24 protein-coding genes are annotated in these 26,181 nt (G+C 40.8%); 2 read left to right on the forward strand and 22 right to left on the reverse strand.

The window, feature by feature from the left end:
- Window positions 1–193: 193 nt before the first annotated feature.
- Entirely contained in the window at window positions 194–1,678 is a 1,485-nt protein-coding gene (locus J2S23_RS09185; protein ID WP_307122427.1) for a DUF1846 domain-containing protein, read from the forward strand.
- 89 nt (window positions 1,679–1,767) lie between these two features.
- Here the strand turns inward: J2S23_RS09185 and J2S23_RS09190 are convergent, their stop codons facing one another.
- The 7 genes from J2S23_RS09190 to J2S23_RS09220 form a co-directional block, all read right to left on the reverse strand.
- Window positions 1,768–2,106 (reverse strand): YlbF/YmcA family competence regulator, encoded by a 339-nt coding sequence (locus J2S23_RS09190; protein ID WP_307122428.1) that lies wholly within the window; start codon window positions 2,104–2,106, stop codon window positions 1,768–1,770.
- Window positions 2,107–2,131: 25 nt separating this feature from the next.
- Window positions 2,132–3,235 (reverse strand): prephenate dehydrogenase, encoded by a 1,104-nt coding sequence (locus J2S23_RS09195; RefSeq protein WP_307122429.1) that lies wholly within the window; start codon window positions 3,233–3,235, stop codon window positions 2,132–2,134.
- 1 nt (window position 3,236) lies between these two features.
- Window positions 3,237–4,403: a chorismate synthase gene (gene aroC, locus J2S23_RS09200; RefSeq protein WP_307122430.1), complete on the reverse strand. Its 1,167-nt coding sequence runs from the start codon at window positions 4,401–4,403 to the stop codon at window positions 3,237–3,239.
- Complete coding sequence (gene aroB / locus J2S23_RS09205; protein ID WP_307122431.1) at window positions 4,404–5,468, reverse strand: 3-dehydroquinate synthase; 1,065 nt, start codon at window positions 5,466–5,468, stop codon at window positions 4,404–4,406.
- Between the two features lie 113 nt (window positions 5,469–5,581).
- On the reverse strand, window positions 5,582–6,457 hold the full coding sequence (locus J2S23_RS09210) for a shikimate dehydrogenase (protein ID WP_307122432.1): 876 nt from the start codon (window positions 6,455–6,457) through the stop codon (window positions 5,582–5,584).
- Complete coding sequence (gene aroD / locus J2S23_RS09215) at window positions 6,447–7,124, reverse strand: type I 3-dehydroquinate dehydratase (RefSeq protein ID WP_307122433.1); 678 nt, start codon at window positions 7,122–7,124, stop codon at window positions 6,447–6,449. Before aroD ends, J2S23_RS09210 begins: the two co-directional genes overlap by 11 nt.
- Before the next feature lie 3 nt (window positions 7,125–7,127).
- On the reverse strand, window positions 7,128–8,285 hold the full coding sequence (locus J2S23_RS09220; protein WP_307122434.1) for a class I SAM-dependent rRNA methyltransferase: 1,158 nt from the start codon (window positions 8,283–8,285) through the stop codon (window positions 7,128–7,130).
- A gap of 130 nt (window positions 8,286–8,415) precedes the next feature.
- Here J2S23_RS09220 and J2S23_RS09225 point away from each other — a divergent pair, with 130 nt between their 5' ends.
- The gene (locus J2S23_RS09225) at window positions 8,416–10,632 is read left to right on the forward strand and encodes an LTA synthase family protein (protein WP_307122435.1); all 2,217 of its coding nucleotides are present in this window, start codon (window positions 8,416–8,418) and stop codon (window positions 10,630–10,632) included.
- A gap of 92 nt (window positions 10,633–10,724) precedes the next feature.
- Here J2S23_RS09225 and J2S23_RS09230 read toward each other — a convergent pair whose 3' ends face one another.
- From J2S23_RS09230 to J2S23_RS09300, 15 genes are all read right to left on the reverse strand, one after another.
- Window positions 10,725–12,029, reverse strand: a complete 1,305-nt coding sequence (locus tag J2S23_RS09230) for a CitMHS family transporter (protein ID WP_307122436.1) — start codon at window positions 12,027–12,029, stop codon at window positions 10,725–10,727.
- A gap of 227 nt (window positions 12,030–12,256) precedes the next feature.
- Window positions 12,257–13,258 carry an isocitrate/isopropylmalate dehydrogenase family protein gene (locus tag J2S23_RS09235; RefSeq protein ID WP_307122437.1) on the reverse strand — a complete coding sequence of 334 codons (1,002 nt, stop codon included), beginning with the start codon at window positions 13,256–13,258 and terminating at the stop codon, window positions 12,257–12,259.
- Between the two features lie 158 nt (window positions 13,259–13,416).
- Entirely contained in the window at window positions 13,417–14,049 is a 633-nt protein-coding gene (locus J2S23_RS09240) for a V-type ATP synthase subunit D (protein WP_307122438.1), read from the reverse strand.
- 72 nt (window positions 14,050–14,121) lie between these two features.
- The gene (locus tag J2S23_RS09245) at window positions 14,122–15,522 is read right to left on the reverse strand and encodes a V-type ATP synthase subunit B (protein WP_307122439.1); all 1,401 of its coding nucleotides are present in this window, start codon (window positions 15,520–15,522) and stop codon (window positions 14,122–14,124) included.
- Window positions 15,509–17,299: a V-type ATP synthase subunit A gene (locus J2S23_RS09250; protein ID WP_307122440.1), complete on the reverse strand. Its 1,791-nt coding sequence runs from the start codon at window positions 17,297–17,299 to the stop codon at window positions 15,509–15,511. The genes J2S23_RS09245 and J2S23_RS09250 overlap by 14 nt, the downstream gene beginning before the upstream one ends.
- 282 nt (window positions 17,300–17,581) lie before the next feature.
- Window positions 17,582–17,902 (reverse strand): V-type ATP synthase subunit F, encoded by a 321-nt coding sequence (locus J2S23_RS09255; RefSeq protein ID WP_307122441.1) that lies wholly within the window; start codon window positions 17,900–17,902, stop codon window positions 17,582–17,584.
- Entirely contained in the window at window positions 17,892–18,902 is a 1,011-nt protein-coding gene (locus tag J2S23_RS09260; RefSeq protein WP_307122442.1) for a V-type ATPase subunit, read from the reverse strand. The genes J2S23_RS09255 and J2S23_RS09260 overlap by 11 nt, the downstream gene beginning before the upstream one ends.
- Window positions 18,903–18,914: 12 nt before the next feature.
- Window positions 18,915–19,496, reverse strand: coding sequence for a V-type ATP synthase subunit E family protein (locus J2S23_RS09265; protein WP_307122443.1), 582 nt, complete (start codon window positions 19,494–19,496; stop codon window positions 18,915–18,917).
- Between the two features lie 33 nt (window positions 19,497–19,529).
- Window positions 19,530–20,009 carry a V-type ATP synthase subunit K gene (locus tag J2S23_RS09270; RefSeq protein WP_307122444.1) on the reverse strand — a complete coding sequence of 160 codons (480 nt, stop codon included), beginning with the start codon at window positions 20,007–20,009 and terminating at the stop codon, window positions 19,530–19,532.
- Window positions 20,010–22,022 (reverse strand): V-type ATP synthase subunit I, encoded by a 2,013-nt coding sequence (locus tag J2S23_RS09275; protein WP_307122445.1) that lies wholly within the window; start codon window positions 22,020–22,022, stop codon window positions 20,010–20,012. It lies immediately after the preceding gene.
- On the reverse strand, window positions 22,012–22,335 hold the full coding sequence (locus J2S23_RS09280) for a hypothetical protein (RefSeq protein ID WP_307122446.1): 324 nt from the start codon (window positions 22,333–22,335) through the stop codon (window positions 22,012–22,014). Before J2S23_RS09280 ends, J2S23_RS09275 begins: the two co-directional genes overlap by 11 nt.
- 249 nt (window positions 22,336–22,584) lie before the next feature.
- Window positions 22,585–23,181 (reverse strand): ribosome biogenesis GTP-binding protein YihA/YsxC, encoded by a 597-nt coding sequence (gene yihA, locus J2S23_RS09285; protein WP_307122447.1) that lies wholly within the window; start codon window positions 23,179–23,181, stop codon window positions 22,585–22,587.
- Between the two features lie 58 nt (window positions 23,182–23,239).
- Entirely contained in the window at window positions 23,240–24,472 is a 1,233-nt protein-coding gene (clpX, locus tag J2S23_RS09290; RefSeq protein WP_307122448.1) for an ATP-dependent Clp protease ATP-binding subunit ClpX, read from the reverse strand.
- 213 nt (window positions 24,473–24,685) lie between these two features.
- Window positions 24,686–25,195, reverse strand: coding sequence for a dihydrofolate reductase (locus tag J2S23_RS09295; RefSeq protein ID WP_307122449.1), 510 nt, complete (start codon window positions 25,193–25,195; stop codon window positions 24,686–24,688).
- A 90-nt stretch (window positions 25,196–25,285) separates the two neighbouring features.
- Complete coding sequence (locus tag J2S23_RS09300; protein ID WP_307122450.1) at window positions 25,286–26,125, reverse strand: thymidylate synthase; 840 nt, start codon at window positions 26,123–26,125, stop codon at window positions 25,286–25,288.
- Window positions 26,126–26,181: the final 56 nt, after the last annotated feature.

The raw sequence follows: 26,181 nt of genomic DNA on the forward strand, positions 1-26,181 counted from the left end.
GTTTGTGGTGAACTACATTATATCTCTCTGAGGTGTTTTTGTATACTTTTTTCTCAACTAGAAAGTGGCTAACTCCATTTTAGAACTTTCGTTTTCATGAAGATTTAATAAGATGAGTTACAATGTCGGTTTTTAGTGGATTTTTTTTAGAAAAAAGAGTAAACTATTCTTTTATGAAGAAAGGAAGGTCGTTATGCAAAAAGGATTTGATAGTGAAAAGTACCTCGAAGAACAAAGTCAGTTTATCATGGAACGCGTCAATGCCCATGAAAAATTGTATTTGGAATTTGGTGGTAAGTTAATCGGTGACTTTCACGCCATGCGTGTGTTACCTGGCTTCGATCCAGATGGAAAAGTAAAACTTCTCCACAAGTTGCGGGATCAGGCGGAAATTATCATTTGTATTTATGCCGGAGATTTGGAATCTAACAAGGTCCGTGGAGATCTTGGCATCACTTATGATCGTGATTTGTTACGCATGATTGATGATCTTCGTTATTGGGACTTGCAGATTAATAGTGTATTGATTACACGATTTTCTGGTCAGCCTGCAGCAAGCCAATTTAAAACAAAACTGGAACGCCATGGCATTAAAGTGTATACGCATGGTCACACAGAAGGTTATCCTTTTGATGTGGATACTATCGTCAGTGAAAACGGCTATGGTAAAAATGAGTACATTGAGACAACCAAACCCCTTGTAATTGTCACAGCTCCAGGAGCCAATAGTGGCAAATTAGCAACCTGTCTCAGTCAGCTTTACCATGAAGTGCAACGCGGTCGCAAAGCTGGCTATGCTAAATTCGAAACCTTCCCTGTTTGGAACCTACCTCTTAAACATCCCGTCAACGTTGCCTACGAGTCAGCAACAGCTGATTTAGAAGATATTAACCTCGTTGACCCTTACCATTTAGAAAAATATGGCATCACAACCATCAATTACAATCGAGATATTGAGGCTTTTCCTTTGTTACGTCGGATCTTGACAAAAATTAATGGCGCGGATATCCCATATTACTCTCCTACAGATATGGGCGTCAATCGTGTCGGTTATGCTATCATTGATGACGCTATTGTTCAAGAAGCGGCTAAACAAGAAATTATCCGGCGTTATTATGCGCTTCAGTGTGATTATAAAAAAGGAACAACCAGCTTAGAAGCAGCACAACGAGGAAAACTCATCATGGATGAGATGGGTTTAAGTTCTGATGATAGACCAGTTGTTGCAGCCGCTTTAAATCGCAGTCAAGAAATCAAGGTACCTGTTGTTTCTATTCAGTTAGAAGATGGGCGTCTGGTGACAGGAAAACGTAGCTCTACAATGACTTCTGCTGCTGCCTGTCTCTTAAATGCATTAAAAGAAATGGCTAACATTGGTGAAGACCTCCACCTGATGCCACCAGTCATCCTCGACACAATCAATAAGCTGAATCATGAAAAACTGAAAAACGACAACAAGATTTTAGATTGTAAGGAAGCCTTAATTGCCTTAAGTATCTCAGCAGTGACCAATCCTTCCGCAGAGGCAGCCCTTCTTCAGGTCGAAAAGCTCCGCAATTTACAAGCTCACAGTAGCGCTATTCTTCCAAAAGCCGATGAGGAAATCTTCCGTGATCTCGGCATCATGGTAACAAGCGAGCCTCAATTCGCCACAGAAAGTTTATACTATGGTGTCTAAAAGCATCAGATATTCCTTGAAATATAACTAGAAAGAAATCGACCGGTCAATTGTCCGGTCGATTTTTTTAAAATTTTTAATAATATCCCTTAAATTAAATCTTGTAAGGGAGCAAAAATGATGCGTTCGATATCAGCAAGATATACTGATAATTGTTGCTGTTTCGCGAAATATTCAGCGACAACTGGATTAGTCTGTAACTTTTGACTCATGCCTTGCATTTTTTCTTGCAACTCTTGACTAGGAGCTTGTCCAGTCTGCATCAAGGTTTGCAATTCTCCCTGAAAATCGGTGTATTCTTTAAAGAGGGAACTAGCTTCCGAATTTTGATCAATCTCAGCTTTAGCTTCTGCTACTGCTTTGTATTCAGGCAATTGGCGAAGAGCACGTTCCAAGCCGTTAGCCAAATCGTAAATGTTTTCTGACATTATTTTCTCCTTTGTTTATAGAGCTTTAATCAATAAATACTTGATAATCCGTCGCTTTTTCAATAATTTCTTTAGAACGAATTTGATCCGCCTGTGTTTTAAAGGTAATCTGTAAAATTCCGTGAATATCTTCACGGTTTTCTTCATTGATCCGCAGATTCATAAGTGAGGTCCCGCGTAACAATTCCATGATTTTTAAAACTTCATCTTCTTCATCAGGGATGTTGACATAAAGATCGTAAAAACTGTCTACGCCACCTCGCCTGTGGATTTCCATTTCCTTACGGATTTGGCTACCTTGATGGAAAAAGTTCCAGAGAGCGACTTGATCTCTATGCACAATCATTTGAGCTACAGCGTCTAATCTGTTCTTAAAATCCTCTATCCGTTCTAATATGGCATCTTGGTTGGTCGCCAAGATACTGGTCCACATGCCTGGCTCAGATTCCGCAATACGGGTCATGTCCCTAAAACCACCAGCTGCTAAATGCTGGGTCATGGAATAGCGCTCACGATAATCACCTGCTTGAAGCATGAGGCTTGAAGCCAGGACATGGGGAAAATGACTAACTTGACTGGTTACTTGATCATGCTCCCCGGCATCCATCAGAGTAAATCGAACATGAAGCCCCGATAAAACATCCTGTAATTCTGAAATAGCACTCTCTACCGTTAGAGCTGACGGTGTTAGGATATAATAGGCATTTTCAAATAAATTGACATCTGCAGCCTGAGCACCTGATTTATGACTACCAGCCATGGGGTGACTCCCGATAAAACGGACTTTTTTAGGATCTAAAACCCGGTCTGCCTTTTCGACGATAGTCAACTTCGTCGACCCAGCGTCTGTGATCAGAACATTTGGCTTAAGGACAAGACCTGCCAGAATGTCCAAAAAATCCAGAGTTTGTTCGATAGGCACAGCTAGAATAATGACATCCGCCAATGGGGCAAACGCAGCAAAGTCATCCGTCGCTTCATCAACCATTCCCCGTTCCAAGGCAATTTGGCGTGACACTTCTCCACGGTTATACCCTAGTATCTTATAATCTGGGTGATCCCGCTTAATCCCAAGCGCTATGGACCCTCCAATCAAGCCCAGTCCTGCGATGTATATGGTTTTCGTCATGTTAAAACTCTTTCACATAAGCCGCATGGGTTGCAACTGCAGCCTTTAATTCTTCTAGGTTATCAGAAGAAAATTTGTCCAAAACCTCTGTCGCCAGAACAGTAGCCACAACGGATTCCATCACGACTGCTGCAGCTGGAACAGCCGTAGGGTCAGATCGTTCAACTGTTGCCTTGTAAGGTTCATGCGTTGCAATATCAACACTCATCAGTGGCTTGTAAAGAGTTGGAATAGGTTTCATGACTCCACGGATCACTAACGGCTCACCATTTGTCATCCCACCTTCAAAACCGCCAAGATTATTGGTTCTACGCGTATAGCCATCCTGCTCTGACCAGAGGATTTCATCCATGATTTGACTGCCTTTAAGCTGGCCTGCCTTAAAACCAACACCAAATTCAACCCCCTTGAAGGCATTGATGGAGACGACGCCCTGAGCCAATTTAGCATCCAACTTTTTGTCCCACTGGACGAAGGAGCCTAACCCAACTGGCACACCACCGACCACACACTCAATGACTCCTCCAATGGTATCGCCATCTTTCTTAATCTGGTCAATATAGGCTTTTATCTCTTCTTCCCGGTCTTGATTGACAATAGAGACTTCGGATTGAGCAGCTAATTCCTTGATTTGACGGACAGTTAAACCATCTGGAACATCGACCTCAATCCCACCAAAGGTGACAATATGGCTAGCAACTTCAACACCGATTTCTTCCAGTAGACGCTTTGCAACTGCACCAACAGCTACCCGCATGGTCGTTTCACGCGCTGATGAGCGTTCTAAGGAATTACGTAAATCGCTAAAGCGGTACTTCATCCCACCAACCAAATCAGCATGACCGGGACGTGGTTTTGTAATTTTACGCTTTGTTTTTAGCTTGTCCTCGATATCCTCAACTGACATGATGTCTAGCCATTTTTCATGGTCTTTGTTCGTAACATTTAAAGTGATCGGACCACCCATTGTCAAACCATGGCGAACCCCTGAGGTGATTTCGACCTGATCGCTTTCAATCTTCATCCGACCACCACGGCCATAGCCACCTTGGCGGCGCTTGAGTTCGACATTAATGTCTTCAGCAGTCAATGGTAGTCCTGCAGGAACACCTTCAATAATCGCCGTTAAACGGGGGCCGTGTGACTCCCCAGCCGTTAAATATCTCATCTATTTCTCCAAATACTCTTTCATTTCTTCAAGGTCAACCACATTAAGGCTAGCACGTCCAAGTTCAGGGACAATGACGGTCTTTATCTGACTACCTCTGGCTTTCTTGTCATGGACCAAAGCATTGTAGAGGGCTTCAGGATCCCACGGTTCATGGTCAATCGGCAAGCCAAATTTCGCACACATAGCTATAATCTTCTCCGTGATACCAGCTGGCATCAGGCCTTTTTTCTCTGCCACTCTAGCAATTTGAACCATACCGATAGCTACAGCTTCCCCGTGCATGACTTTGCCATAGCCAGCCGTTTGCTCAATAGCATGACCAATTGTATGGCCAAAGTTGAGATAGAGGCGAATACCATTATCAAGCTCATCTTCCACCACATGTTGGCGTTTAACCTGGCACGAATGGTAGATAAGTTCCTCCGCGTTATCCAGGATATCTTCAGGACCCGAAAGGCTTTCCAAGAGTTCCCAGAGGGCGATATCTGCAATCAGACCATACTTGATGACTTCGCCCATGCCTTCAATAAGTTCCCGTTGACCCAGTGTTTTTAAGACTTCTGGATCTATCAAAACTCCATCTGGCTGAGCAAAGGTCCCCACCATATTTTTGGCAAAAGGCGTGTTAACTCCCGTCTTCCCTCCTATAGAGGAGTCGACTTGGGCTGTCAAACTAGTCGCGATTTGAAGGAAATGAATGCCACGCATATAAGTCGACGCTACAAAACCAGCTAAGTCTCCGACAACCCCTCCACCAAGCGCAACTATTCCATCCGAACGGGTCAAACCAACTTTAACGAGAAATTCATAGGCTTGGTTAACTGTGACCAAGTTTTTCTGAGCTTCTCCTTCTTGGAAAGTAAAGACGGCAACTTCAAAACCAGATGCTTCAAAGCTTTCCTTTACTTGATCAGCATACAAGTCACCAACATGGCTATCTGTTATGATAACGACCTTTTGAGGGGTCCAAAGGTTTGACGCCCAAGCTCCAGATGCTGAAATACTTCCTTTTTCGATTAAAATATCGTATGGGTGTTGAGGTAGATTAACAGACACTTTCATAAAGAATCTCCTTTTACAGATTTCAAGATCGATGGTAATACCTTAAAAAGCGTTTGCTTCGCAATCACTCATCCTATCACCATTGCTTATGACAGCAACTAGAGAGAAAGACCCTAGGATTCTTTCCTAGAACCCTTCTTGACTAAATCTTCTAATAAAGGCCAGATACGATTGACTGGCATCGGGTAATTCGTCCAAAGTTCAAAGGCTAGGGCTGCCTGATGAAGCAACATTCCTAAACCATTGATGGTCAAAAGCCCTTCTTGTTTCGCCCGCTTTAGCAAAACTGTTTCAAAAGGTTGATAAATCACATCTGCAACAATAATACTTTTGGGGAGCTTAATGTCATTTGAAAGAGGGTTACTAGTACCATCCATGCCAAGGCTAGAGGCGTTGACCAAAAGCGACGACGATTGAATGTCTTTTTGCATACTCGTCACATCATCTAATGAGGTCACTGTGATTGAAACTTTTGTCTCTTCACTGATTAACCTCACCCTAGTCCAAACTTTTTCAACAGATTGACTACGACAATAAATGTGAATAGCTTTAGCTCCATCTAGAGCAGCTTGAGCGATAATGGACAATCCTGCCCCACCTGCTCCGATAATGACCAGTTCCTGATCTTTAATCTTAAAATCACCGAGGCTTGCAAAGAAACCTGCTCCATCAGTACTGTATCCAATTAAATGACCATTCTTATTGACAACTGTATTGACGGCTCCAATTAATTTAGCTTCAGGACTGAGCTCATCCAGGTATGGAATCACAGCCGTTTTATAAGGCATCGAAAGGTTAATGCCAAACATATCATATCGACGGATGTTTTCAACCGTAGCCTGCAAGTCATCCTCAGTAATTTCCCAAGCCACATAAACACCATTACAACCTGTCTCATCAAAGGCAGTATTATGAATCATAGGTGACAAACTATGCTTTATAGGATTAGCCACCACCGCTGCCATTCTCGTATAGCCATTAATCTTCATTCAGTATATCTCTAATTTTAACCATATCTCGCAAATCAACCTGTCCTGGAGCTGAAGGCTCATCTACACAAGCAAATGTCCATGAAGAACCAGTCAATATGGATGAGAAACGTGTGATACGGCCCAGTTTTCCCATGGACATGGTCGCGAAATCTTGTTCTGGGTTTAATCCCTTAAATCCACGCGTAAAGTTCATTAACTCCAAAACATCCTGTTCACGATTTGGTGTTACTGCTAATTTAACCATTTTAGGAGCCAAGGATGTCATGTCAGACATGATTTCCATTAAGTTATCAGGAGTCTTTTCAAAATTATGGTAACTTAACACCAAGTTTGAACAATCAAGCATTTGATCAAATACTTCTCGATAGGAGAAATATTCAAAGTCAAGATAATCAGGTTGGTACAATTGGTTAATTTCCTTAAGTAAGTCAACATAGGCTTGAGCGTCTATGACAATATGCCCACCTTCTCTTGCCGTTCTTAGCGTAAAAATGACTTCTCGACCCACAAACTTTTCAAATACTGCTGGAGCCACACGTAATATCTCTTCTTTAGGTAGGTAATCTGCTCGCCATTCAATCAAATCTGCTTGTTCATAACGTGATAAATCAATTTGTTCAATTTCTTCAAGTGATGTTGGCATAATTGGTACAACAATTTGCATGGTTTAAGTCCTAATGGTAAATACTTTTAAGTAGTTACTGCTTTCGTCTTTTTTATTCGTTTGAAAATCATAAGGTAATTGATGAAGAGCCACATAATCATGTGAGCGTTCACCAAATCCTTTTTCTATTTGCTCTTTAAATTTCTTTAAGCTTAGATTAGAAGCGTTTGTGGAGGCTATGATAAGTCCTCCTGCTTGCAATATTTCTAAACTTTCCTCAACTAACTTGTGGTAATCTTTAGCAACTGAAAATGTCTTTTTGTTGTTGCGGGCAAAACTCGGTGGATCTAAGATGATAACATCAAATGTTAAGTCATGCCGTTTAGCATACTTAAAATAAGAAAACACATCCATCACGACTAATCGGTGATTCACTAAATCTAATCCATTAGCTTCAAAATGAGCTTGCGATAATTCTCTGCTTCGTTTTGCTAAATCGACCGAAGTCGTTTCGGCGGCACCCCCCATAGCAGCAGCCACTGAGAATGCTGCTGTGTAAGAAAAGAGATTAAGAACCTTTTTCCCAGAAGCAAGACCGTCTACTAGACGAGCTCTCACTTCATGTTGATCTAAGAATATCCCAGTCATCAAGCCATCGTTTAAGAAAACTTGATAAGACACCCCATTTTCCAAAATTAAAAAGGTCTCAGGAGCCTCTTGACCAAAAATATGCCGACTATCATGATCTGGTCCTTTGAAGCGTATTTTTTCGTAACTTCCTTTTACTTGAGGAATTGCTTTATGAAAGGCCTTAATAATCAAGTCTCTTTGGCTATAGATAAACTCATTATACCATGAAAAGACTGAATATTCACCATAGAGATCTATGGACAATCCACCAAGACCATCACCGTCTTGGTTAAACAAACGGTAGGCCGTAGTCGCTTGATCATCATGGTACGATTGCCTTTTTCCCCAAGCTTGACTAAATAACGTTTCATAAAATTGGGCATCTATTTTAACAGGTTGTCGACTGACGACCCAGCCGCCACCTTTGTTTTGCTGAGAGAGGTAACCGATACCTAAAAATTCTCCCTTAACATTTCGGATCTCTACCCAAGCATTGTCTAGGGATTGGTCAGCAATATCTTTGGAATCTATCAAATGAATCCCATTTAATAGCTTCCGTTCAGCGCCTTGCCTCAAGCTAATTTTCTTCATATTTAGAAGTATATCAAAATCTCCCTATTTTCTCAAAACATAGGTGAATCTTAGTCATTTTTTCAAAATATGTTATAATTTTAAAAGAGAAATTAAGATTTTAGGAAAAAGATGTGATAAGGACAGTATTGTGAAAACTTTTTTTAAAAACTTAAGGCAATTTATCAGTACGAGACTCGGATTAGTTCTAAGCCTTGTCTTTTTGATTTGGTTAAAAACAGTCATTGCCTATTATTTTGTCTTTGATTTAGATCTTGGAGGCATATACCAGCATTTTATCGCCCTTATAAGTCCAGTGGCGACAACCCTATTTTTATTAGGATTAACCCTCTATATTAAGAATACCAAAGTATTTTATATCACCGTTTCGCTACTGTACACTTTAATCTTTGCATGGCTCTTTTCAAATGTGATTTATTTTAGAGAGTTTAGTGATTTTATTACGGTGAACACGATGTTAGCATCCTCTAGTGTCTCTGCTGGACTAGGGGAAGCCGCGCTAAAGCTGTTTCGCTTCGTTGACCTAATCTTTCTTTTTGATTTCTTTTTATTTGGTTATCTCATTTATAAGAAGAAAATCACTGCAGACGAGCGACCTTTGGATAAGAGGTCGAGCTTTGCTGTTACCGCTCTTTCCGTTATGCTATTTTCAGTCAATCTCTTTTTAGCTGAAATTGATCGCCCTGAATTATTAAGCCGAGGCTTCTCTAATAGTTATATCGTAAGAGCCTTAGGACCAAATGCCTTCTTAGCCTATAGTGCTAATCAGACCTATAGTGCAAGGCAAGATCGGGCAGGGGCTACAGAGGAGGACCTTGTTCCAGTTGAAGCTTATGTTTCAGAAAATTACGCTAAACCCAATCCAGATTATTATGGCATTGCAAAAGGTCGTAACGTCATCTATGTCCATTTGGAGAGTTTTCAACAATTTTTGATTGACTATCAGTTGGAAAGTGAGGGAGAATCTTACGAAGTCACTCCTTTCTTAAATTCTCTTTACCACTCAGAGCAAACTCTATCTTTTTCAAACTTTTTCAACCAGGTGAAGGCTGGTAAAACGTCTGATTCCGAAACACTTCTCGATACAGGACTCTTTGGTTTGTCACAAGGTTCCTTTATGGTGACCTACGGAGGTACTAACACTCAAGTTGCTGCTCCCAATATCCTCTCGCAATTAGAAGGATACAGCAGTGCAGTCTTTCATGGCAATGCTGGAACATTTTGGAATAGAAATCAAACATATAAGCAATGGGGCTACCAATACTTTTTTGATGCGTCTTACTTTTCGAAACAAACGAGTGAAAATTCCTTCCAATACGGCCTAAATGATAAGGTCATGCTAAAAGACTCCATTGAGTACTTGGAACATCTCCAACAACCGTTCTACACCAAATACATCACAGTGTCTAATCACTACCCTTATACAACAAGTTTAGTAGGCGACGAGGTTGGATTTCCTCTGGCTGAAACTGAAGATGAAACCATAAACGGCTACTTCGCAACAGCAAACTACTTAGATGCAGCTGTTGAAGCCTTCTTCAATTATCTCAAAGAGACAGGATTATACGATAATTCAATCATCATCCTTTATGGGGATCACTATGGCATTTCCAATTCTAGGAATCCAAGCCTAGCTCCATTAATTGGGGAAAATTCCGAAACCTGGTCCCCATATGATAACGCTATGTTACAGCGCGTTCCGTATATGATCCATATTCCTGGAATAACCAATGGTAAAATCATTGACACCTATGCTGGCCAAGTTGATGCCTTGCCAACCTTGTTGCATTTATTGGGCATCGATTCTGCCAGGTATCTCCAAGTTGGTCAGGATGCCCTATCACCAGACCATAATCAAGTGGTGGCGCTCCGAACCTCTGGTTACTTTATTACTCCTACTTATACAAGTTATGGAGGTCGTAATTATTACACTGAATCTGGTGAAGAAATTACAGTTCCTGATGAAAGCACGACAGAAGCCATTCAAGAAGCAAGAGATGCTACAACTCTTCAGTTGTCTATCTCAGATGCTATTCAAACAGGGGATTTATTACGCTTTTACAAAGATAGTGGTCTCGAGAAATTAGACATGAGTAAGATTTCTTACCAAAATTCTCTTGAACAGGAGCTGACTCTTGAAAAAGAGCTCGGTAGTGCTTCAACCAGCCTTTATAGTCAGAACGGCAACAAGTCAACCATAGACCTCTTCAATGCTCCGACTTATAAAGCCCTACATCCTGAACAATTTGAACCTAAAGAAGACCCAGAAACCTCTGAATCTAGTTCAGAAACCGAGGAATCTAGCTCTTTAGAAGAGAGCAGTAACTCGTCCACTTCCAATCCTTAATAATTGTCTTTGATCAAAACAAAAAGCTTAATCGCTTTTTCCAAGTAACATTGGAAAAACGGTTAAGCTTTTTTGCTTCCCATTGGTAACCCTTAGGCAACTAGCCCTATGAGGAGGCTAAATACTAACATGAGAATCCCAACAATCCATAATGGAATAAAACTATAACGGATGTGTTCTTTGAGCTCTACTCCTGCTAAGGCGGTTGCTAAGTAGGTTGCTGGTACCATCGGACTGATTAGCAAGGAAAGGTTTTTCGTAATCAGCATGGCAGTTCCCATGGCTAAAGGTGAAATGCTGTAATTTTCACCGATTTCAATAGCCAAGGGCATCAGGCCATAGAAATAAGAATCTGTTCCAAGCATTGTTCCTAATGGGAATCCTAGGACTCCCATAATAAGATGAAGGTGTTTGGCTAAGAAAGGTGGAATGATTTTCAGTAAAGGAATAGCCATCGCTTCTAACATGCCACTTTGTCCTAAAATCCCAACCATAATACCTGCTGCAAGCATTACCGCAGAAACATCCAGTGCTGCTGCAGCATGAGCTTTGATCCGTTCTTTTTGATCCTTAACATTAGGATAGTTAATCATGAGTGCTAAAGCACAACCCCACATAAAGACGAAATAAGCTGGAAATTTATCCCAAAGCAGTACAAGAAGAACTACCAAGGTTAAGAGGAAGTTGAACCAGATTAGTTTAGGCCGGTGTAAAGGATTTTCTAACGTTTCCATTTGCTCTTCTGTAGAGTCATTAACAACTAATACTTCGTTTTGAGCTTGATAATGCTTCTTCTCTCTCAATATCATGATAACTGCTAGTCCAATTGTCATGAACACCCCTAAAATCTGTATTGGAATCAATAACTTCCAAAGGTCATTGGCTTCCATTCCAAGAACTGCAGCAGCACGCGCGACCGGACCTCCCCATGGTAATAAGTTCATGACACCCATACCGCAAGCGGTAATTAAAATTAGCAATTGAGGGCGAATATTTAACTTCTGATACAGAGGCAAAAGGGCTGGGACAGTAATTAGTACTGTTGTAACAGTTGCCCCATCAAGGTGAGAAAAAACAGCAACGATTGCTGTAACAACTGCAACTAAAACGATATGATCCTGAGATTTTTTGACCAGTCGATTAACAACTGCATCAAACATCCCAGTATCTGCTAAGACACCAAAAAAGGTTACTGAGAAGATAAAGAGAATCGCCATATTACTAACGGTACCAATACCACTTTCAATAAAACTAACGACTTCTTCGATATTGAATCCTGCTAAAAAAGCAGCGATTGTTGGGACGGTGATAAAAACGACCATCGGTGTCACTTTCCCTTTAAACAGCAGGAAAATGATGGTGATTAACATTAAAAATCCGATAAGTGCTAACTGCATTCAAATACTCCTATTCTTTCGATGTAACATTCTGAACTCGCAAATGTTATCCCTTGGTTGAATAATTATCCAACACTATTAAACGGCCTCAACGATATTTTAAATCTGAGTAACTTAAAATATCTACGCTTATGATTGTAATAACTGAGATAATGCATTTCTAAATCTAAGGAAATCTTTACGAGTTTTTTTCGACAACCAATTTTACCTCTTTTATGGTGTTACGTTTAAAGGTAATTGATGACTTTTTGGGTAAAGGCACTCGTTGCCAACTGTCCACCTAAATCAGCTGTTCGATGTTCAGGCTGAGAAACTGTTTTTAAAACAGCATTTTCGATCTGACGAGCATAATCTGACAATCCCATGTAATCAAGCATGTTAATTCCTGAATAGATAAGCGCTAGTGGATTAGCCTTATCTTGACCAGCAATGTCAGGTGCTGAACCATGGACAGCTTCAAAAATAGCTAAATCATCGCCCAAATTAGCACCTGGTGCTATCCCTAATCCTCCTACTAATCCTGCACAAAGGTCAGATAGAATATCACCATATAGATTCATCGTCACGATGACCTGAAAGCGCTCTGGATGGGTTACCAGCTGTAGACACATATTATCCACAATAAGCTCTTCCATGGTGATATTTGGATAAGATGTTGCGACTTCTCTAGCAGTTTCTAAAAACAAACCATCCGTTAGTTTTAAGATATTAGCCTTATGGACAACTGTTACTTTTGTTTGTCCATGCTTTTTAGCATGTTCAAAAGCCGATTTTACAATACGTTCACTGCCTTGTTTTGTGATTCTTTTGATCGCAACAGCACTATTGTGGTCATCCGTTTCATAGTGCTCCTCACCAATATAGAGACCTTCTGTATTTTCACGAAAAATGACCAAATCAATATCTTGATATCTTGTCGTCAGACCAGGGATACTTTTAACTGGTCGAACATTTGCATATAGGTCATATTTCTTTCGTAAAGAAACATTGATACTTCTAAATCCTTGGCCAATCGGGGTTGTAATAGGACCTTTTATAGCAATTTTGTTTTCTTCTATTTTCTGATAAACATTGTCTGGAACTAATGAACCAGTTTGGTCTAAAATGGCTTGACCAGCTTCAACTTGGTCAAATTGGATTGGGACCTTAGCAGCTGCAAAAATCTCCTTTAAAGATTCGGCGATTTCTGGCCCAATCCCATCACCTGGAATTAATGTTACTTTTTGCATAATTTCCCCCTTTTTTGAATTAATTCTCATTATATCTAAAGTTCTTGTTAATGTCAATATTTTCTGAAAATACTAATAATTTTTCTGTGATTCCCGAATGTTTTTCAATAATACTATAGGAAAGACCTCGTTACCACAAAAAAGAGATAGCCAACAGGCTATCCCATATCTTTAACTTTCATCATGCGAACGACATTTGCACGTTCTGCTTCTTCGAGTTTCATCTCAATGTAATGAATAGTTTCTTGTAATTGCGGAATGGTTGAATATTCCAAGCCGTTTACACGGCGACGTGTTTTTTCGATTTCGTCAGCCATTAATTGGCAAGATTTTTCAATCTCAGCCAAACGTAAGAGCTTATGAAGAGAATCTTCAATCTGCTCAATGGCAGCATCCATTTGAGAGTTTGAAGCCAAATAACTGTAGACCACATCACCATCATCGTCCCCGTAGGGGTTATTGACATTAATGTGCATCCGAGGAACATTAACACTCATGATGTTCTCTGTTTCAATATGAAGATCTACAGTTTTGGTAGGAACAGCAAAGATTTGCTCAACCATTTTGTCATTTTCTAAAGACTTGGCTAAGACAAAATCTTGCATACTACCAACCATACCAGCTTCTACTTCTTGACGCAGGCGATTGTTTTCGCGAATTAAATCGATAAAGCGACGCATCAACTCATCACGCTTGTCTTTTAGCAATTTATGACCACGAATAGCCGTTTTTAAGCGATCTTTTAGACGACTTAATTCCATACGGGTCGGTTTGACGTTTAAGCGTGCCATTTATGACCTCCTTACCTTTTAGATGAGGGAGCTTTCCCCGATGATAACCTGTGTACTGTCTCTCAGAAAACCTTATGCTTCCTGATTATCTCCAGCAACAGATGGTAAGTACTGGTCAATCATCTCATCCTTAATCCGTTTCAACTCGGTACGAGGCAAGATGGAAAGGAGTTCCCAACCCAAATCAAGTGTTTCTTGAATGGTACGGTTAGTTTGGAAACCTTGGTTGATATACTCTTTTTCGAAACGATCTGTGAATTTCACGTAAAGCTTGTCTGTTTCAGACAAGGCAGATTCTCCGAGAACGACAGCTAATTCTTTGGCTTGTTTCCCTTGGGCATAAGCCGCAAAGAGCTGGTTCATAGTCGCTGCATGGTCTCCACGTGTTTTACCCTCACCAGAACCCTTATCTTTAAGACGAGAAAGGGATGGCAATACGTTAATCGGTGGACGGTAACCACTATTGTAGAGATCACGTGATAAAATAATCTGTCCTTCTGTGATATAGCCTGTCAAGTCAGGAATTGGATGCGTAATATCATCTTCAGGCATTGACAAGATTGGAATCTGTGTCACTGAGCCTTTTTTACCTACCAAGCGTCCTGCACGCTCATAAAGCGTTGACAAGTTCGTATATAGATAACCTGGGTAACCACGACGACCTGGAACCTCACGACGTGCAGCTGAGACCTCACGAAGGGCCTCACAGTAGTTCGTCATATCAGTCATGATAACAAGCACGTGCATGTCTTTTTCATAAGCCAGATATTCAGCAGTAGTTAAGGCAATACGCGGTGTTGCGATACGCTCAATCGCTGGGTCATTAGCCAAGTTCACAAAGAGAACAGAACGGTCAATGGCTCCAGTTTCACGCAAGTCGTTCATGAAGAATTCAGCTTCCTCAAAGGTAATCCCCATCGCTGCAAAAACAACGGCAAAGTTCTCTTCTGAGTTCAAAACGGTTGCCTGACGGGCAATCTGAGCGGCCAATTCCTTGTGGGGAAGACCAGACCCAGAGAACACTGGCAATTTTTGGCCACGAACAAGCGTGTTCAAGTGGTCAATGGCTGAAATACCTGTTTGGATAAACTCATCCGGATAGTCACGCGCCACAGGGTTAATGGCTTGCCCATCGATATCCAAGAATTTTTCTGGAATCAAGTCAGGACCACCGTCAATCGGTTTACCCATTCCATTAAAGATACGGCCAACCATATCCTCTGATACAGGTAATTCCAAAGGACGTCCAGTAAAACGAACTTTTGCTTGCTCAAGGTTGATGCCGCTTGACCCTTCAAAGAGTTGGACCATAGCCTTGTCTTCTTGAACTTCAAGAACCTGACCTTGACGCGTTTCCCCGTTATGCAGTTTAATTTGAACAAGTTCGTTATAACGGACTCCTTCGACCTGATCAACGATCATCAAGGGGCCAACAACTTCACTGACGGTCCGATATTCTTTAATAACCTTCATGTGTCACCCCTCCTTTTGCGACAACTTCATGTAGAGTTGTTTTAATTTTTTCTGCTAAGTCTTCAATCTCTTCGATACGGTCTTCAGAGATAAATTTACTACGGGCAATACGGTCACGCAATTCGACAGTACCATCCATAATCTCAGTGAAATAGGCCCCCAATTCAAGAGCACGGTTTGACTCATCATCAAAGAGCAAGATGTTTGTCAGCAAAGCAACTTGTTTACGGAATGATGTATAGGTATCCACATCATCAAAGGCATTTTGTTGCAAGTAGTCTTCACGAATCATACGCGCAGCATTCATGGTCAAACGATCACGTTCTGAGAGGGAATCAATACCGACCAGACGAACAATTTCTTCCAATTCACTTTCCTTTTGGAGGATATTCATAGCCTTTGTGACCTTCTCAGCCCACTGCATGTTTTCACGTTGGTTAATGTACTGACCAATCTCATCAAGATAAAGCGAGTAAGAGCTGAGCCAGTTGATGGCCGGGAAGTGACGACGTTGCGCAAGCGGTGCATCAAGTCCCCAGAAGACCTTAACAATACGAAGCGTATTTTGTGTGACAGGTTCTGAAATATCCCCCCCTGGAGGAGATACCGCACCAATAGCTGTAACCGTTCCTTCACGACCTTCACTACCAAGGGTAACAACACGACCAGCACGTTCGTAATACTCGGCGATTCGGCTACCTAAGTATGCTGGATAACCTTCATCCCCTGGCATTTCTTCCAGACGTCCTGACATTTCACGCAGTGCCTCTGCCCAACGTGAGGTTGAGTCCGCCATGATAGCAACGTTATAACCCATATCACGGAAATATTCCGCAATTGTAATACCAGTATAGATAGACGCCTCACGGGCCGCTACCGGCATGTTAGACGTATTGGCAATTAAGACCGTACGCGCCATAATAGATTGACCAGTTGCAGGGTCAATCAACTCTGGAAACTCATTCAGAACGTCAGTCATCTCATTCCCACGTTCGCCACAACCAACATAGATAACGATATCGACGTTCGCAAATTTTGCGATTTGGTGCTGAACGACTGTTTTACCGGCACCAAATGGACCAGGGACAGCTGCAGCGCCACCTTTCGTCACTGGGAAGAAGGTGTCAATAACCCGCTGACCAGTCACCATAGGCTCTACAGGGATTAATTTCTGAGCAATTGGACGACCACGACGAACCGGCCATTTCTGCATCAAAGTCCCTTGATAAGTTTGACCATTGGATTGCGCAATTTCATATATAACTTCATCAACAGTGAAGTCACCCTCTGAAATGCTAGTGATAGTTCCTTCAACTTGATAAGGAACCATAATACGGTGTTCAACCACTTCTGTTTCCTGAACCGTTCCTAGAATATCTCCAGCAACGACTTGATCCCCGACAGCAAGCGTCGGTTTAAATGACCATTTGGTTTCGCGGTTCAAGTTTGGTAAGTCGACACCACGAATCAAGAAATCCGAATTGGTAACATCTTTAAAACTTTCCAATGGGCGTTGAATCCCATCGAACATCTGAGCAATCAGACCAGGACCCAATTCTACGGAAAGTGGATTACCAGTTGTAATAACTGGTTCGCCTGGACGAAGGCCAGAAGTTTCTTCATAAACCTGAATGGACGCTTCATCGCGACGCATTTCAATAATTTCACCAATCAAGCCCAAATCACCAACACGGCAAATGTCTTGAATATTGGCTTCCTGCATGCCCGAAGCAATAACTAAGGGACCTGAAACTTTAATAATTTTACCTTGGCTCAAGTTTTCCCCTCCTTGTATAAGATATGAGGCCGTATAGAAAACCGTAGGAAAATAGGAAACTGACGATGGGTGAGACACCCGAGGAAGTTTATCTTTTTCACTAGGTTTTTAGGCCGAATTCAGTTCAAATAAGATATGAGGCCGTATAGAAAACCGTAGGAAAGTAGGAAACTGACGCTGGGTGTAACACCCGAGGAAGTTTATCTTTTTCACTAGGTTTTTAGACCTAATTCAATTCAATAAGGTATGAGATCTCCATCAAAATGGAATGACTCATTTTTGTTATAAGATATTTTGACCAACTGCTTTTTCAACATTATCTTGAACACGTTGAAGACCAAGACCAAGACTTCCTTTGTGAGTTGGAAGCAAGATAACAGCTGGCGTTAATAGACTATCGTAGTAGCTAATCGTATCTGGAATTTCTGCTGCAATGTCCTCTGTCAGGTAAATAATCCCAAAATCATCACGGGCCAACATCCTTAAAGTGTTAATAGCCTGTTGAGGATCAGTCACTGGAAAGGTTTCAAATCCAATCATCCTAAAAGGCAAGATAGCGTCACGATTTCCTACGATACCAATTTTGTAAGTTTTACTGGCCATAGACAGGTCGCATCCTTTCTTTTAAGAGTTCTGAGTCCAGTTCATTACTACGTCCTGTTAGGATTAGGCGTAGATTTTTCACCTCAAGTTCCTTACCCCAAATGTATCGAGCTAGTGGCAGAGGACCCTGAGTTTCAAACCGTCCTTGATCTAAGACTTGAAAACGTAGAACATCCATTAGATATTCCAACTCTACAGCAGAAATATCGCTTTGAGCTAGCCTTGTTTCATATGGTTTTGTCGCTGGATCCATACTATTAGGATAGAGTTGGTTAAACCACGATAGAAGGCTTCCTTCTTCGTATAATTTAAGGTATTCTCTAGCTTTTAACATGGCATCTTCAGATAAAAGTTGACGCATGAAACTTCGTGGTTTTTCCAAATTAAGACCACGTTTGACCGTGATAACATTATAGAAGTCAACCGTCAAGGCTACATAAGCTGTTAATTCTGGAACGTCAATTTGCTCTGCTAAAGCATTTAAATGCTTAAAATAGGCCATGTCCATTCCAATATCAAGAACACGTATATCTCGGTAATCCTGATAGTCTGACCAGGTTGCTGCTACTTCTTCAACCATTACTTCTGGACAAACTTCACTTGTTAATGTGGTGACCAAATGATCTAAGATATCTTTCGAATAGCGACCAATTGGTAACAAGAGACCATTTAATTCTTGACCGGTAGCACGGGCTTTTAATAACACCTTTAAATTATGATAAGTGTAGCGTAGAGCAAACAACTGTACAATTTCTTCAACTGGTGTTTCTTCAAAAGCAAAACGATATTCTTCAGCCAGATGTTTCATCAAAACGTCTTCAATAGCGTTAGGATCAGCAAGAGTTTCCTTATCCAATTGATAATCCGTATCTTGGAGTGCAATGACGAGACGGTCACGATCATCGGCTGTCAATAATTGATCAAATTGCTCTTTCGTGACCATTCTTGCTTCACGAACACTGATAGCGGTATTGATTTGAGAAAATAGGCTTGCATCCATATGAAGCACCTCCTATTCTGCTTGGAAAATTTCAGAAGCCAAACGGTAACTTTCAGATTCCCAAATTTCATCTACAAGAGTGCTATAGAGGTAATTGTCATCAACTTTTCCATCGGAAAATAGAAATCCAGCTTCTCCCAGAACACGTTCTGAAGCAAAGGTTACTTGAGGATACTTACTTGCAAGTTCTTGCCAAGTTGTTTCCGAAAATTTATCTGCTGTCAATTGGCCAACCTGGACGGTTACTGGAGTATTATAACCAGCGACAAGCGTTCCAAAAAATGAAACCTGACTTGCTTCCGGCCAGTCTGCCATTTTCGTTTGAGCAGCTGTAAACAATTCTTTTAAGACTTCTTGTTTAGTCACCAAGCTCGATTGACGGGCTTGGTTTTCTAATTGCTGAACATCACGTTGTTTACGACGCGCGATATCCCCTAAACGCTGTTTACGAACACTCTCTTTTTCAAAAATCAAATGTTCTTTCTTCTTTTCAAAATCCGCTTGGATTTTTTCTTTAGCAGCTGCTAAATTGAGGCGGCCTTTTTCATGAGACTGCTCCAAGACAGATGCTTTTAGTCCTGTCATATCAGACATGTCAGGCCCTCCTTTTCTATTAGGCTAAAGCGATTAACCCACACGGAGGGTCAAGATGAAGGATACAACGAAGGCCAAGATGGCATAGGTTTCTACCATGGCAGATAGGATAGCACCTTTCATGAATTCCTCTGGACGTTTCGCCAAGATTTGCATACCAGCTACGGCAACATTCCCTTGGTGTTTGGCAGAGAAGTAACCTACAATAGCAATTGGTAAAGCCACAAAGAAGTAGGCTACACCATTTTCTAAAGGCATTTCAGGCGTTAATTGCAACCAAATCAAGATACCGATAACGAACCCATAAAGTCCTTGGGTACCTGGCAAAAGTTGTAAAATAAGCGCTTGTGCGAATTTTTCAGGTTGCTCTTTCAAAAGTGCTGCTGCTGCTTGACCAGCCTTACCAACACCATAAGCAGAACCCATACCACTAAATGATACGGCTAAAGCAATACCCAGGCTAGCAAAGAATGCACCACCGTACTGTGAGAAATATGAAGCTAAGTTTTCCATTTATTTGTCCTCCAAATGAACTTTTTTGATAGTAAAATATTTTTCAGCTGGTTTTAAAGGATTGAAGGCACGACCGCCTCCCTCATAAAACTTACCGAAGAACTCAACGAACATGAGACGGGCCCCATGAACGTATGCGGATAACAAGGATAAGAAAATGTTAATCGCATGAAGCAAGATGAACAGTAAAATCCCAATTGTCCAACGTGATATGCCAGGCAAGAGCCCAACAATCAAGTTAAAGGCAAGCCCAATACTAGCTCCTGATAAGCCTAAGGCCATCAAGCGTGTAAAGCTGACCAAATCACCAACATAACTTGAAATATTATAGAGATTAAACAAACCAGAACCGAGACCACCCAAACCTTTGGCCTGAATGATAGAGACCACTAGAATACCGATTGCATTTAGGATCGCCAACCATTGTCCAATAGGTGCGAAGACGGCCATAGCTGGAATCATCTTACCTAAGGCAAAGAGCAAAATTCCAATTAAGATTAAACACCAAGCAAACCCTGAATTATAGGCTTCAGCATAATCTTTAATCCGCATTTTCTGACGACCACCTAGATAGAGACCTGTTAAGACCGTCACAAAACCAAAGGCTACTGATAGGATCAGTATGGTCATGACATCATCTGTCGTGCTAATCAGCTGAATGGCTAATTCGTAAGCAAAGAAGGACCCGTAAATCAATCCCCAAATACTGACGGAGACACCCAAAGCATTAAAGAATTTCAGGAATCTCTTCATTCCTGGTTCAAATTCAAATAATTTTAAAGCAAGGCCTGTTAAGATAAACATCAATAAGCCATACCCAAGGTCAGCAACCATCATTCCAAAAAAGGTAAAGTAAAACGGTGCTAAATAGGGTGTTGGATCTTTTTCGTTATATTTAGGCAGTGAGTACATTTCTGTAATCAGCTCAAAAGGTTCAACCAAGGGATGATTGACCAACTTAATGGGAACTTCAGTCAGATCATCTTCGGACATGTTAATATCCGTTTCTTTGATATAAACTGTTTCCCCATGCTTTTTAAACAACTGCTGCTTGAAGTGACTCAGTTCAGAAGACTCAATCCAGCCTTCAATTGCAACTAAGTATTGACTAGAAGCCAGTTGTTTCTTTGCCTCTTCACGGGCATAACGGTTGGTTACCATTTCCAATTCGTTTTCCAATTGTTCCATTTGCCCTTGTGCGTCACGAAGCTGACTTTCGATTTCAGAAGTGCGTGCTTCAAAATCGCTTTTGGCACTGGCTAATTCTTCTAAATGAAGATGAGGAGGCTCCTCATAAGGATAGTCGAATGGCTTAAATAAAAAGTCATCTAAATTTATCCGACCATGCTCTCCCTGAGGATGGAGGAACAAAATAACACCGTACTCTGTATCCGTTCGAAAAACTTCTTGAAAATCTAATCCTTCCGTTTCCTTAAGAGCATTGAGATAACCATTATCTTCTGTATTTGGTATTGTCCCGACTAAAGCCCTAATATGCTTAAATTGAGACAGCTCTTTGGGAGTCGTCTCGAGACCCTTCCATTTGGCGAGGTTTTCTTGACTAAGGGCAATCTTTTCAATTTGTTCTTTCAACTGCCCATGTTCCCTAAAGAGAGCACGAACTTGCTTTAATAGATTTTCTTCTAGACTCATCCGTCCTTGAGATTCGACAGCATCAAAGGTGTCTTCACGCTTTTTCTGCCGCATACTCTCCCAGAAGGATTGTTGGGGTAAAAAACTTTTTAGCTGTTGAATAGCAGCCTCAAGTTTATACTGACGTTTCATAAAGTAAGCTAGGGCTTCTTCACCTTCTAGATGCGTCGCATCCGCCTTGTCATAAGGCGTCACTGGTGTCATGTGAACATGATTTTGCTCTAAAGCTTCCTGCCAGAGCTCATCTTGGCTTAAATCGCGAACTTCCACATGGCGCAGGGTTTGCATGGAAAGCAAGACATCATCTAACTGTTCTTTCGGTAAAATCAGCGATAGCTTCTGCATTTGACTAATGGCCATAGTTTGCTACCACCTTATCTACAATGGCTTGAACCAAGTCATCCTTCTTATCGGTCAAAGCCTCGCGAACAGCTGTCTCATTTTGAGCAATCGTCGCTTGAATTTCTTGACGCAATTTCTGAATTTCTTCATCTGCAGATGACTGTAAGGCATCAATCTGTTGCTTCGTTTCATGGTCATACTCTTGACCAATAACAGCTAGTTGCTGATCCGCAGCATCTTTCAAACGAGCAATCTCTTGCTCATAAGTATCCAAGACGGCTTGTGCTTCAGCTTCGATTTCTTGCATCATCTGTAATGTTGCGTTTGCCATAAACTCCCTCCCTTTCTTAGTGTATTTTAATTTTATTAATTAAAACCATCTGTTTACTATTTTAACATATTTTTAATGGATTGTGGGAGTAGAAAATGAAGAGAGCTTGGTCGGAGCTCTCTTTAATCACGAAAACGATTCCATAGAACTAGGGTATTAAATATGAAGGAAAGTGGCCATTTTTTAACGAAAAAATTTTTTTGAAAAAAATAAAAATCTAGCCAAAAACTAGATTTTTATATGTTTATTTCAGGAAATTCCAGCGGCAGAAAGAATAGCATCCCAAGATGCATCGACCCCTTCTTTTGTCACAGATGAAAATGCAATAAAGGTATCAGTTGAATCAAATTGCAATTTCTTCTTAATGATAGATTCTTGTTTGTTCCATTTTCCTCTTGGAATCTTATCAGCTTTCGTTGCCACAACTATAACTGGAATCTCATAATATTTAAGAAACTCGTACATCTGAATATCATCAGCGGTTGGTTCGTGACGCATATCAACAAGGCTTACTACAGCACGTAAATTTTCTCGGGTTGTTAAATACTCCTCGATCATCTTCCCCCATTTGGCACGTTCTGTTTTAGAGACTTTGGCATAGCCATAACCTGGAACATCAACAAATCTCAGTTGATCATCGATATTGTAAAAGTTTAATTGTTGTGTTTTGCCTGGTTTACTAGAGGTTCTAGCTAGATTTTTTCGATTCAGAATTCCATTGATAAAGCTTGATTTTCCAACATTAGAGCGCCCAGCCATTGCGATTTCAGGAAGACTATCAGCCGGATATTGGGCTTGTGATACAGCAGATAAGACAATCTCTGCATTATGAATATTTACGGGCATTGTATTTCCTTTCTTAACTTGAAAAAGTCCGAAAGGCTGAGCAATCGGACCTAAGTCATTAAGCTGTTTCTAAAATGGGTTTGTCCCGACCTTCAACAGCAGCTTTGGTAATGCGCACGATTTTAACATCGGTTTGACTAGGGACTTCAAACATCACATCCATCATAGTTTCTTCAATAATAGAGCGTAGCCCACGTGCACCAGTTTTGCGCGCTAAAGCTTTTTCAGCGATAGCTTGTAAGGCATCTTCTTCAAAAACCAACTCAACATCATCATAAGACAGCAGAGTTTGGTATTGCTTAACCAATGCATTTCGCGGTTCTCTCAAAATACGAACCAAATCATCAACCGTTAATTGTTCAAGTGCTGCAAAGACTGGCAAACGCCCAATTAATTCTGGAATAATGCCAAACTTTTGAATATCATCTGCTTCAATAGCTTGCATGTATGAAGCTTTTTCGTCAATGGCTTTGTTGTTATGACCAAAACCGATAACTTTTTCACCTAATCGTTGCTTGACAATTTCTTCAATCCCATCAAACGCCCCACCTACGATAAAGAGGATGTTTTGCGTATTGACATGAATCATTTCTTGGTTCGGATGCTTACGGCCACCTTGAGGGGGTACGCTGGCTACAGTCCCCTCAATGATTTTAAGGAGGGCTTGTTGAACACCTTCTCCAGAGACATCACGTGTGATGGAGACATTTTCACCTTTTTTGGCAATCTTATCAATCTCATCAACATAGATTATCCCTCGCTCCGCCCGCTCGATGTTAAAATCAGAAGCCTGAAGCAGTTTTAGAAGGATATTTTCCACGTCTTCCCCAACATACCCTGCTTCTGTCAGCGCAGTCGCATCAGCGATAGCAAAGGGGACATTTAAACTACGGGCTAGGGTTTGAGCTAAAAAGGTTTTTCCAGACCCAGTTGGGCCAATCATCAGTATGTTTGATTTTTGCAAATCAACTTCTTGACTATCGTCCTTGCTGTGCTGGAAATTAATGCGTTTATAGTGATTGTAAACAGCAACAGCTAACGTTCGTTTAGCTTTATCCTGCCCGATCACATAGTGATTTAAAATGGCTAAAAGTTCTTGCGGTTTTGGAACTTCTGATAAGTCTGCCAAAACTTCTTCTGCCATTTCTTCGCGAATAATTTCTTGGGCTAATTCCACACATTCATTACAAATAAAAACATTGTTTCCTGCGATGATTTTTTGGACTTCGTCTTGGTTTTTGCCACAGAAGGAACAATAAACCATCATTTCATTTTTTTTATTGGCTGGCATGATTCTCTATCTTTCTATTTTTAACATCAAAAGTTTGTGCTTAAAACAGGGTATTGTAAAAAGCATGAATACTATTAACTAAGTTGGTAAAGGCATTAAGTAAAAAAATAATTCCTAAACCTGTGCGTTTTTTTCGAAACGCCTGCATGGCACATAAGACACAGATGCCACATAAAAAAGCGGTGAATACACCAAAAACACTTCTTTGCATGTCTATCCTTTTCTTGCCATGACTCTTACCTTAAAATCATAGGCATTTTTTTCATCTTTTGGAAAATGGGTCAAGCTAACGGTCTCAAATCCAGTCCAATCGAATTTTTTTGGAAAGTAGGTATCTCCCTCAAAAACGCCATCAATCTCTGTCTTGATGACTTCGTCAATATAAGGGGAAAAGAGAGCATAAATCTCAGCTCCTCCAGTGATAAACAGGTTTTTATCCTGCTCTTGATACCAGTTTATAACATCATCTAGACCATGAAACACGAGAACATTGGGATGGTCCACACTATACTCATCATCTCGTGTCAAAATGAGATTGGTTCTGCCAGGCAAAACGCGCCGTCCCATGCCATCAAATGTCTTGCGTCCCATAAGAATACTGTGACCCATCGTTGTTTGTTTAAAATGGGCCAAATCAGCTGGCAAAGACCAAGGGAGTCCCATGTCGTTTCCGATTAGTTGGTTTTGATCCTCAGCCCAGATAGCCGCCATTTTTTTGCTCATCAGTAGTTCTCCTAGGACTTTTATCTAATCTCATTGTATCAAAAATACCTTAAAAAAGCACTTAGGAACTAATCCTATGGCTTTTTGCTATTAAATGGCAAGATCAAAACGCAACTGAGGTTTTACCGGCTGGTAGTCTAGAAGTTCGAAATCCTCTGGCTTTATGTCAAAGAAATTTGTCTTATCTGGCACATTGAGCACTAAACGTGGTTGACATTCTGAAGGCTCGCGACGCAATAGTTCTTCAGCTTGTTCAAATTGATTGTCATAAATGTGGAGGTTATTGATGAAATAGAAAAATTTCCCGACTTGCCAACCAAAGTGTTTAGCAATCATCATTTGAAGAGCCACATACTGCATCGCATTGATGTGGTGAGCAACAAGCATATCATTAGACCGTTGTGTTAAGGTTGCATCAAGGTAAATCTCCCCATCGACACGACGGACATCAAACATGGTTTGAAAGGCACATGGTAAAAGCCCCTCCGAACTCTCAAAGGCTTCATAATCCCAGAGACTGATAACATTTCTTCGATTCCAAGGGTTTTCTTCCAGTTGTTTTAGGATTTTTGCAATGATATCGTGCTTTTTAACAATGGCACCGTAGCGCTCACCGATTGCTCCAGTATCCCCAACTTCCCAATCATTCCAATACTTAACACCATATTTATCATTTAGAACAGAAAGGTCATTAGTCTGGTCTTGATAAATCCAAAAAATTTCTTTGATAGCTGATTTAATTGCAATTGGTCTCAAAGTTGTAATGGGAAACTCGCCTTTACTAAGGTCATAGCTTGCAAAAGAACCCGTTATGTATTTGGAGTTAGCCGTTTTGCCGTCTTTGTATTTTGGACGTGCTTGTTCCGACCAAACACCTTCGTTAAGAATCTTTGAAATATTTTCCTTAAAAATCACATCTGCTTTTGTCATAGCTTCATTGTAACAAAAAGCCTATAAAACTGCACAAAAAAAACACAGTAATAAGC

Source organism: Streptococcus moroccensis, assembly GCF_030812835.1.
Lineage (GTDB): Bacteria > Bacillota > Bacilli > Lactobacillales > Streptococcaceae > Streptococcus > Streptococcus moroccensis.

What these genes read in the sequence shown, in the direction of transcription:
- J2S23_RS09185 (WP_307122427.1), top strand. Translation starts at nt 194, where the DNA reads ATGCAAAAAGGATTTGATAGTGAAAAGTACCTCGAAGAACAAAGTCAG.
- J2S23_RS09190 (WP_307122428.1), bottom strand. Translation starts at nt 2,106, where the DNA reads ATGTCAGAAAACATTTACGATTTGGCTAACGGCTTGGAACGTGCTCTT.
- J2S23_RS09195 (WP_307122429.1), bottom strand. Translation starts at nt 3,235, where the DNA reads ATGACGAAAACCATATACATCGCAGGACTGGGCTTGATTGGAGGGTCC.
- aroC (WP_307122430.1), bottom strand. Translation starts at nt 4,403, where the DNA reads ATGAGATATTTAACGGCTGGGGAGTCACACGGCCCCCGTTTAACGGCG.
- aroB (WP_307122431.1), bottom strand. Translation starts at nt 5,468, where the DNA reads ATGAAAGTGTCTGTTAATCTACCTCAACACCCATACGATATTTTAATC.
- J2S23_RS09210 (WP_307122432.1), bottom strand. Translation starts at nt 6,457, where the DNA reads ATGAAGATTAATGGCTATACGAGAATGGCAGCGGTGGTGGCTAATCCT.
- aroD (WP_307122433.1), bottom strand. Translation starts at nt 7,124, where the DNA reads ATGCAAATTGTTGTACCAATTATGCCAACATCACTTGAAGAAATTGAA.
- J2S23_RS09220 (WP_307122434.1), bottom strand. Translation starts at nt 8,285, where the DNA reads ATGAAGAAAATTAGCTTGAGGCAAGGCGCTGAACGGAAGCTATTAAAT.
- J2S23_RS09230 (WP_307122436.1), bottom strand. Translation starts at nt 12,029, where the DNA reads ATGCAGTTAGCACTTATCGGATTTTTAATGTTAATCACCATCATTTTC.
- J2S23_RS09235 (WP_307122437.1), bottom strand. Translation starts at nt 13,258, where the DNA reads ATGCAAAAAGTAACATTAATTCCAGGTGATGGGATTGGGCCAGAAATC.
- J2S23_RS09240 (WP_307122438.1), bottom strand. Translation starts at nt 14,049, where the DNA reads ATGGCACGCTTAAACGTCAAACCGACCCGTATGGAATTAAGTCGTCTA.
- J2S23_RS09245 (WP_307122439.1), bottom strand. Translation starts at nt 15,522, where the DNA reads ATGAAGGTTATTAAAGAATATCGGACCGTCAGTGAAGTTGTTGGCCCC.
- J2S23_RS09255 (WP_307122441.1), bottom strand. Translation starts at nt 17,902, where the DNA reads ATGGCCAGTAAAACTTACAAAATTGGTATCGTAGGAAATCGTGACGCT.
- J2S23_RS09260 (WP_307122442.1), bottom strand. Translation starts at nt 18,902, where the DNA reads ATGGATGCAAGCCTATTTTCTCAAATCAATACCGCTATCAGTGTTCGT.
- J2S23_RS09265 (WP_307122443.1), bottom strand. Translation starts at nt 19,496, where the DNA reads ATGTCTGATATGACAGGACTAAAAGCATCTGTCTTGGAGCAGTCTCAT.
- J2S23_RS09270 (WP_307122444.1), bottom strand. Translation starts at nt 20,009, where the DNA reads ATGGAAAACTTAGCTTCATATTTCTCACAGTACGGTGGTGCATTCTTT.
- J2S23_RS09275 (WP_307122445.1), bottom strand. Translation starts at nt 22,022, where the DNA reads ATGGCCATTAGTCAAATGCAGAAGCTATCGCTGATTTTACCGAAAGAA.
- J2S23_RS09280 (WP_307122446.1), bottom strand. Translation starts at nt 22,335, where the DNA reads ATGGCAAACGCAACATTACAGATGATGCAAGAAATCGAAGCTGAAGCA.
- yihA (WP_307122447.1), bottom strand. Translation starts at nt 23,181, where the DNA reads ATGCCCGTAAATATTCATAATGCAGAGATTGTCTTATCTGCTGTATCA.
- clpX (WP_307122448.1), bottom strand. Translation starts at nt 24,472, where the DNA reads ATGCCAGCCAATAAAAAAAATGAAATGATGGTTTATTGTTCCTTCTGT.
- J2S23_RS09295 (WP_307122449.1), bottom strand. Translation starts at nt 25,195, where the DNA reads ATGAGCAAAAAAATGGCGGCTATCTGGGCTGAGGATCAAAACCAACTA.
- J2S23_RS09300 (WP_307122450.1), bottom strand. Translation starts at nt 26,125, where the DNA reads ATGACAAAAGCAGATGTGATTTTTAAGGAAAATATTTCAAAGATTCTT.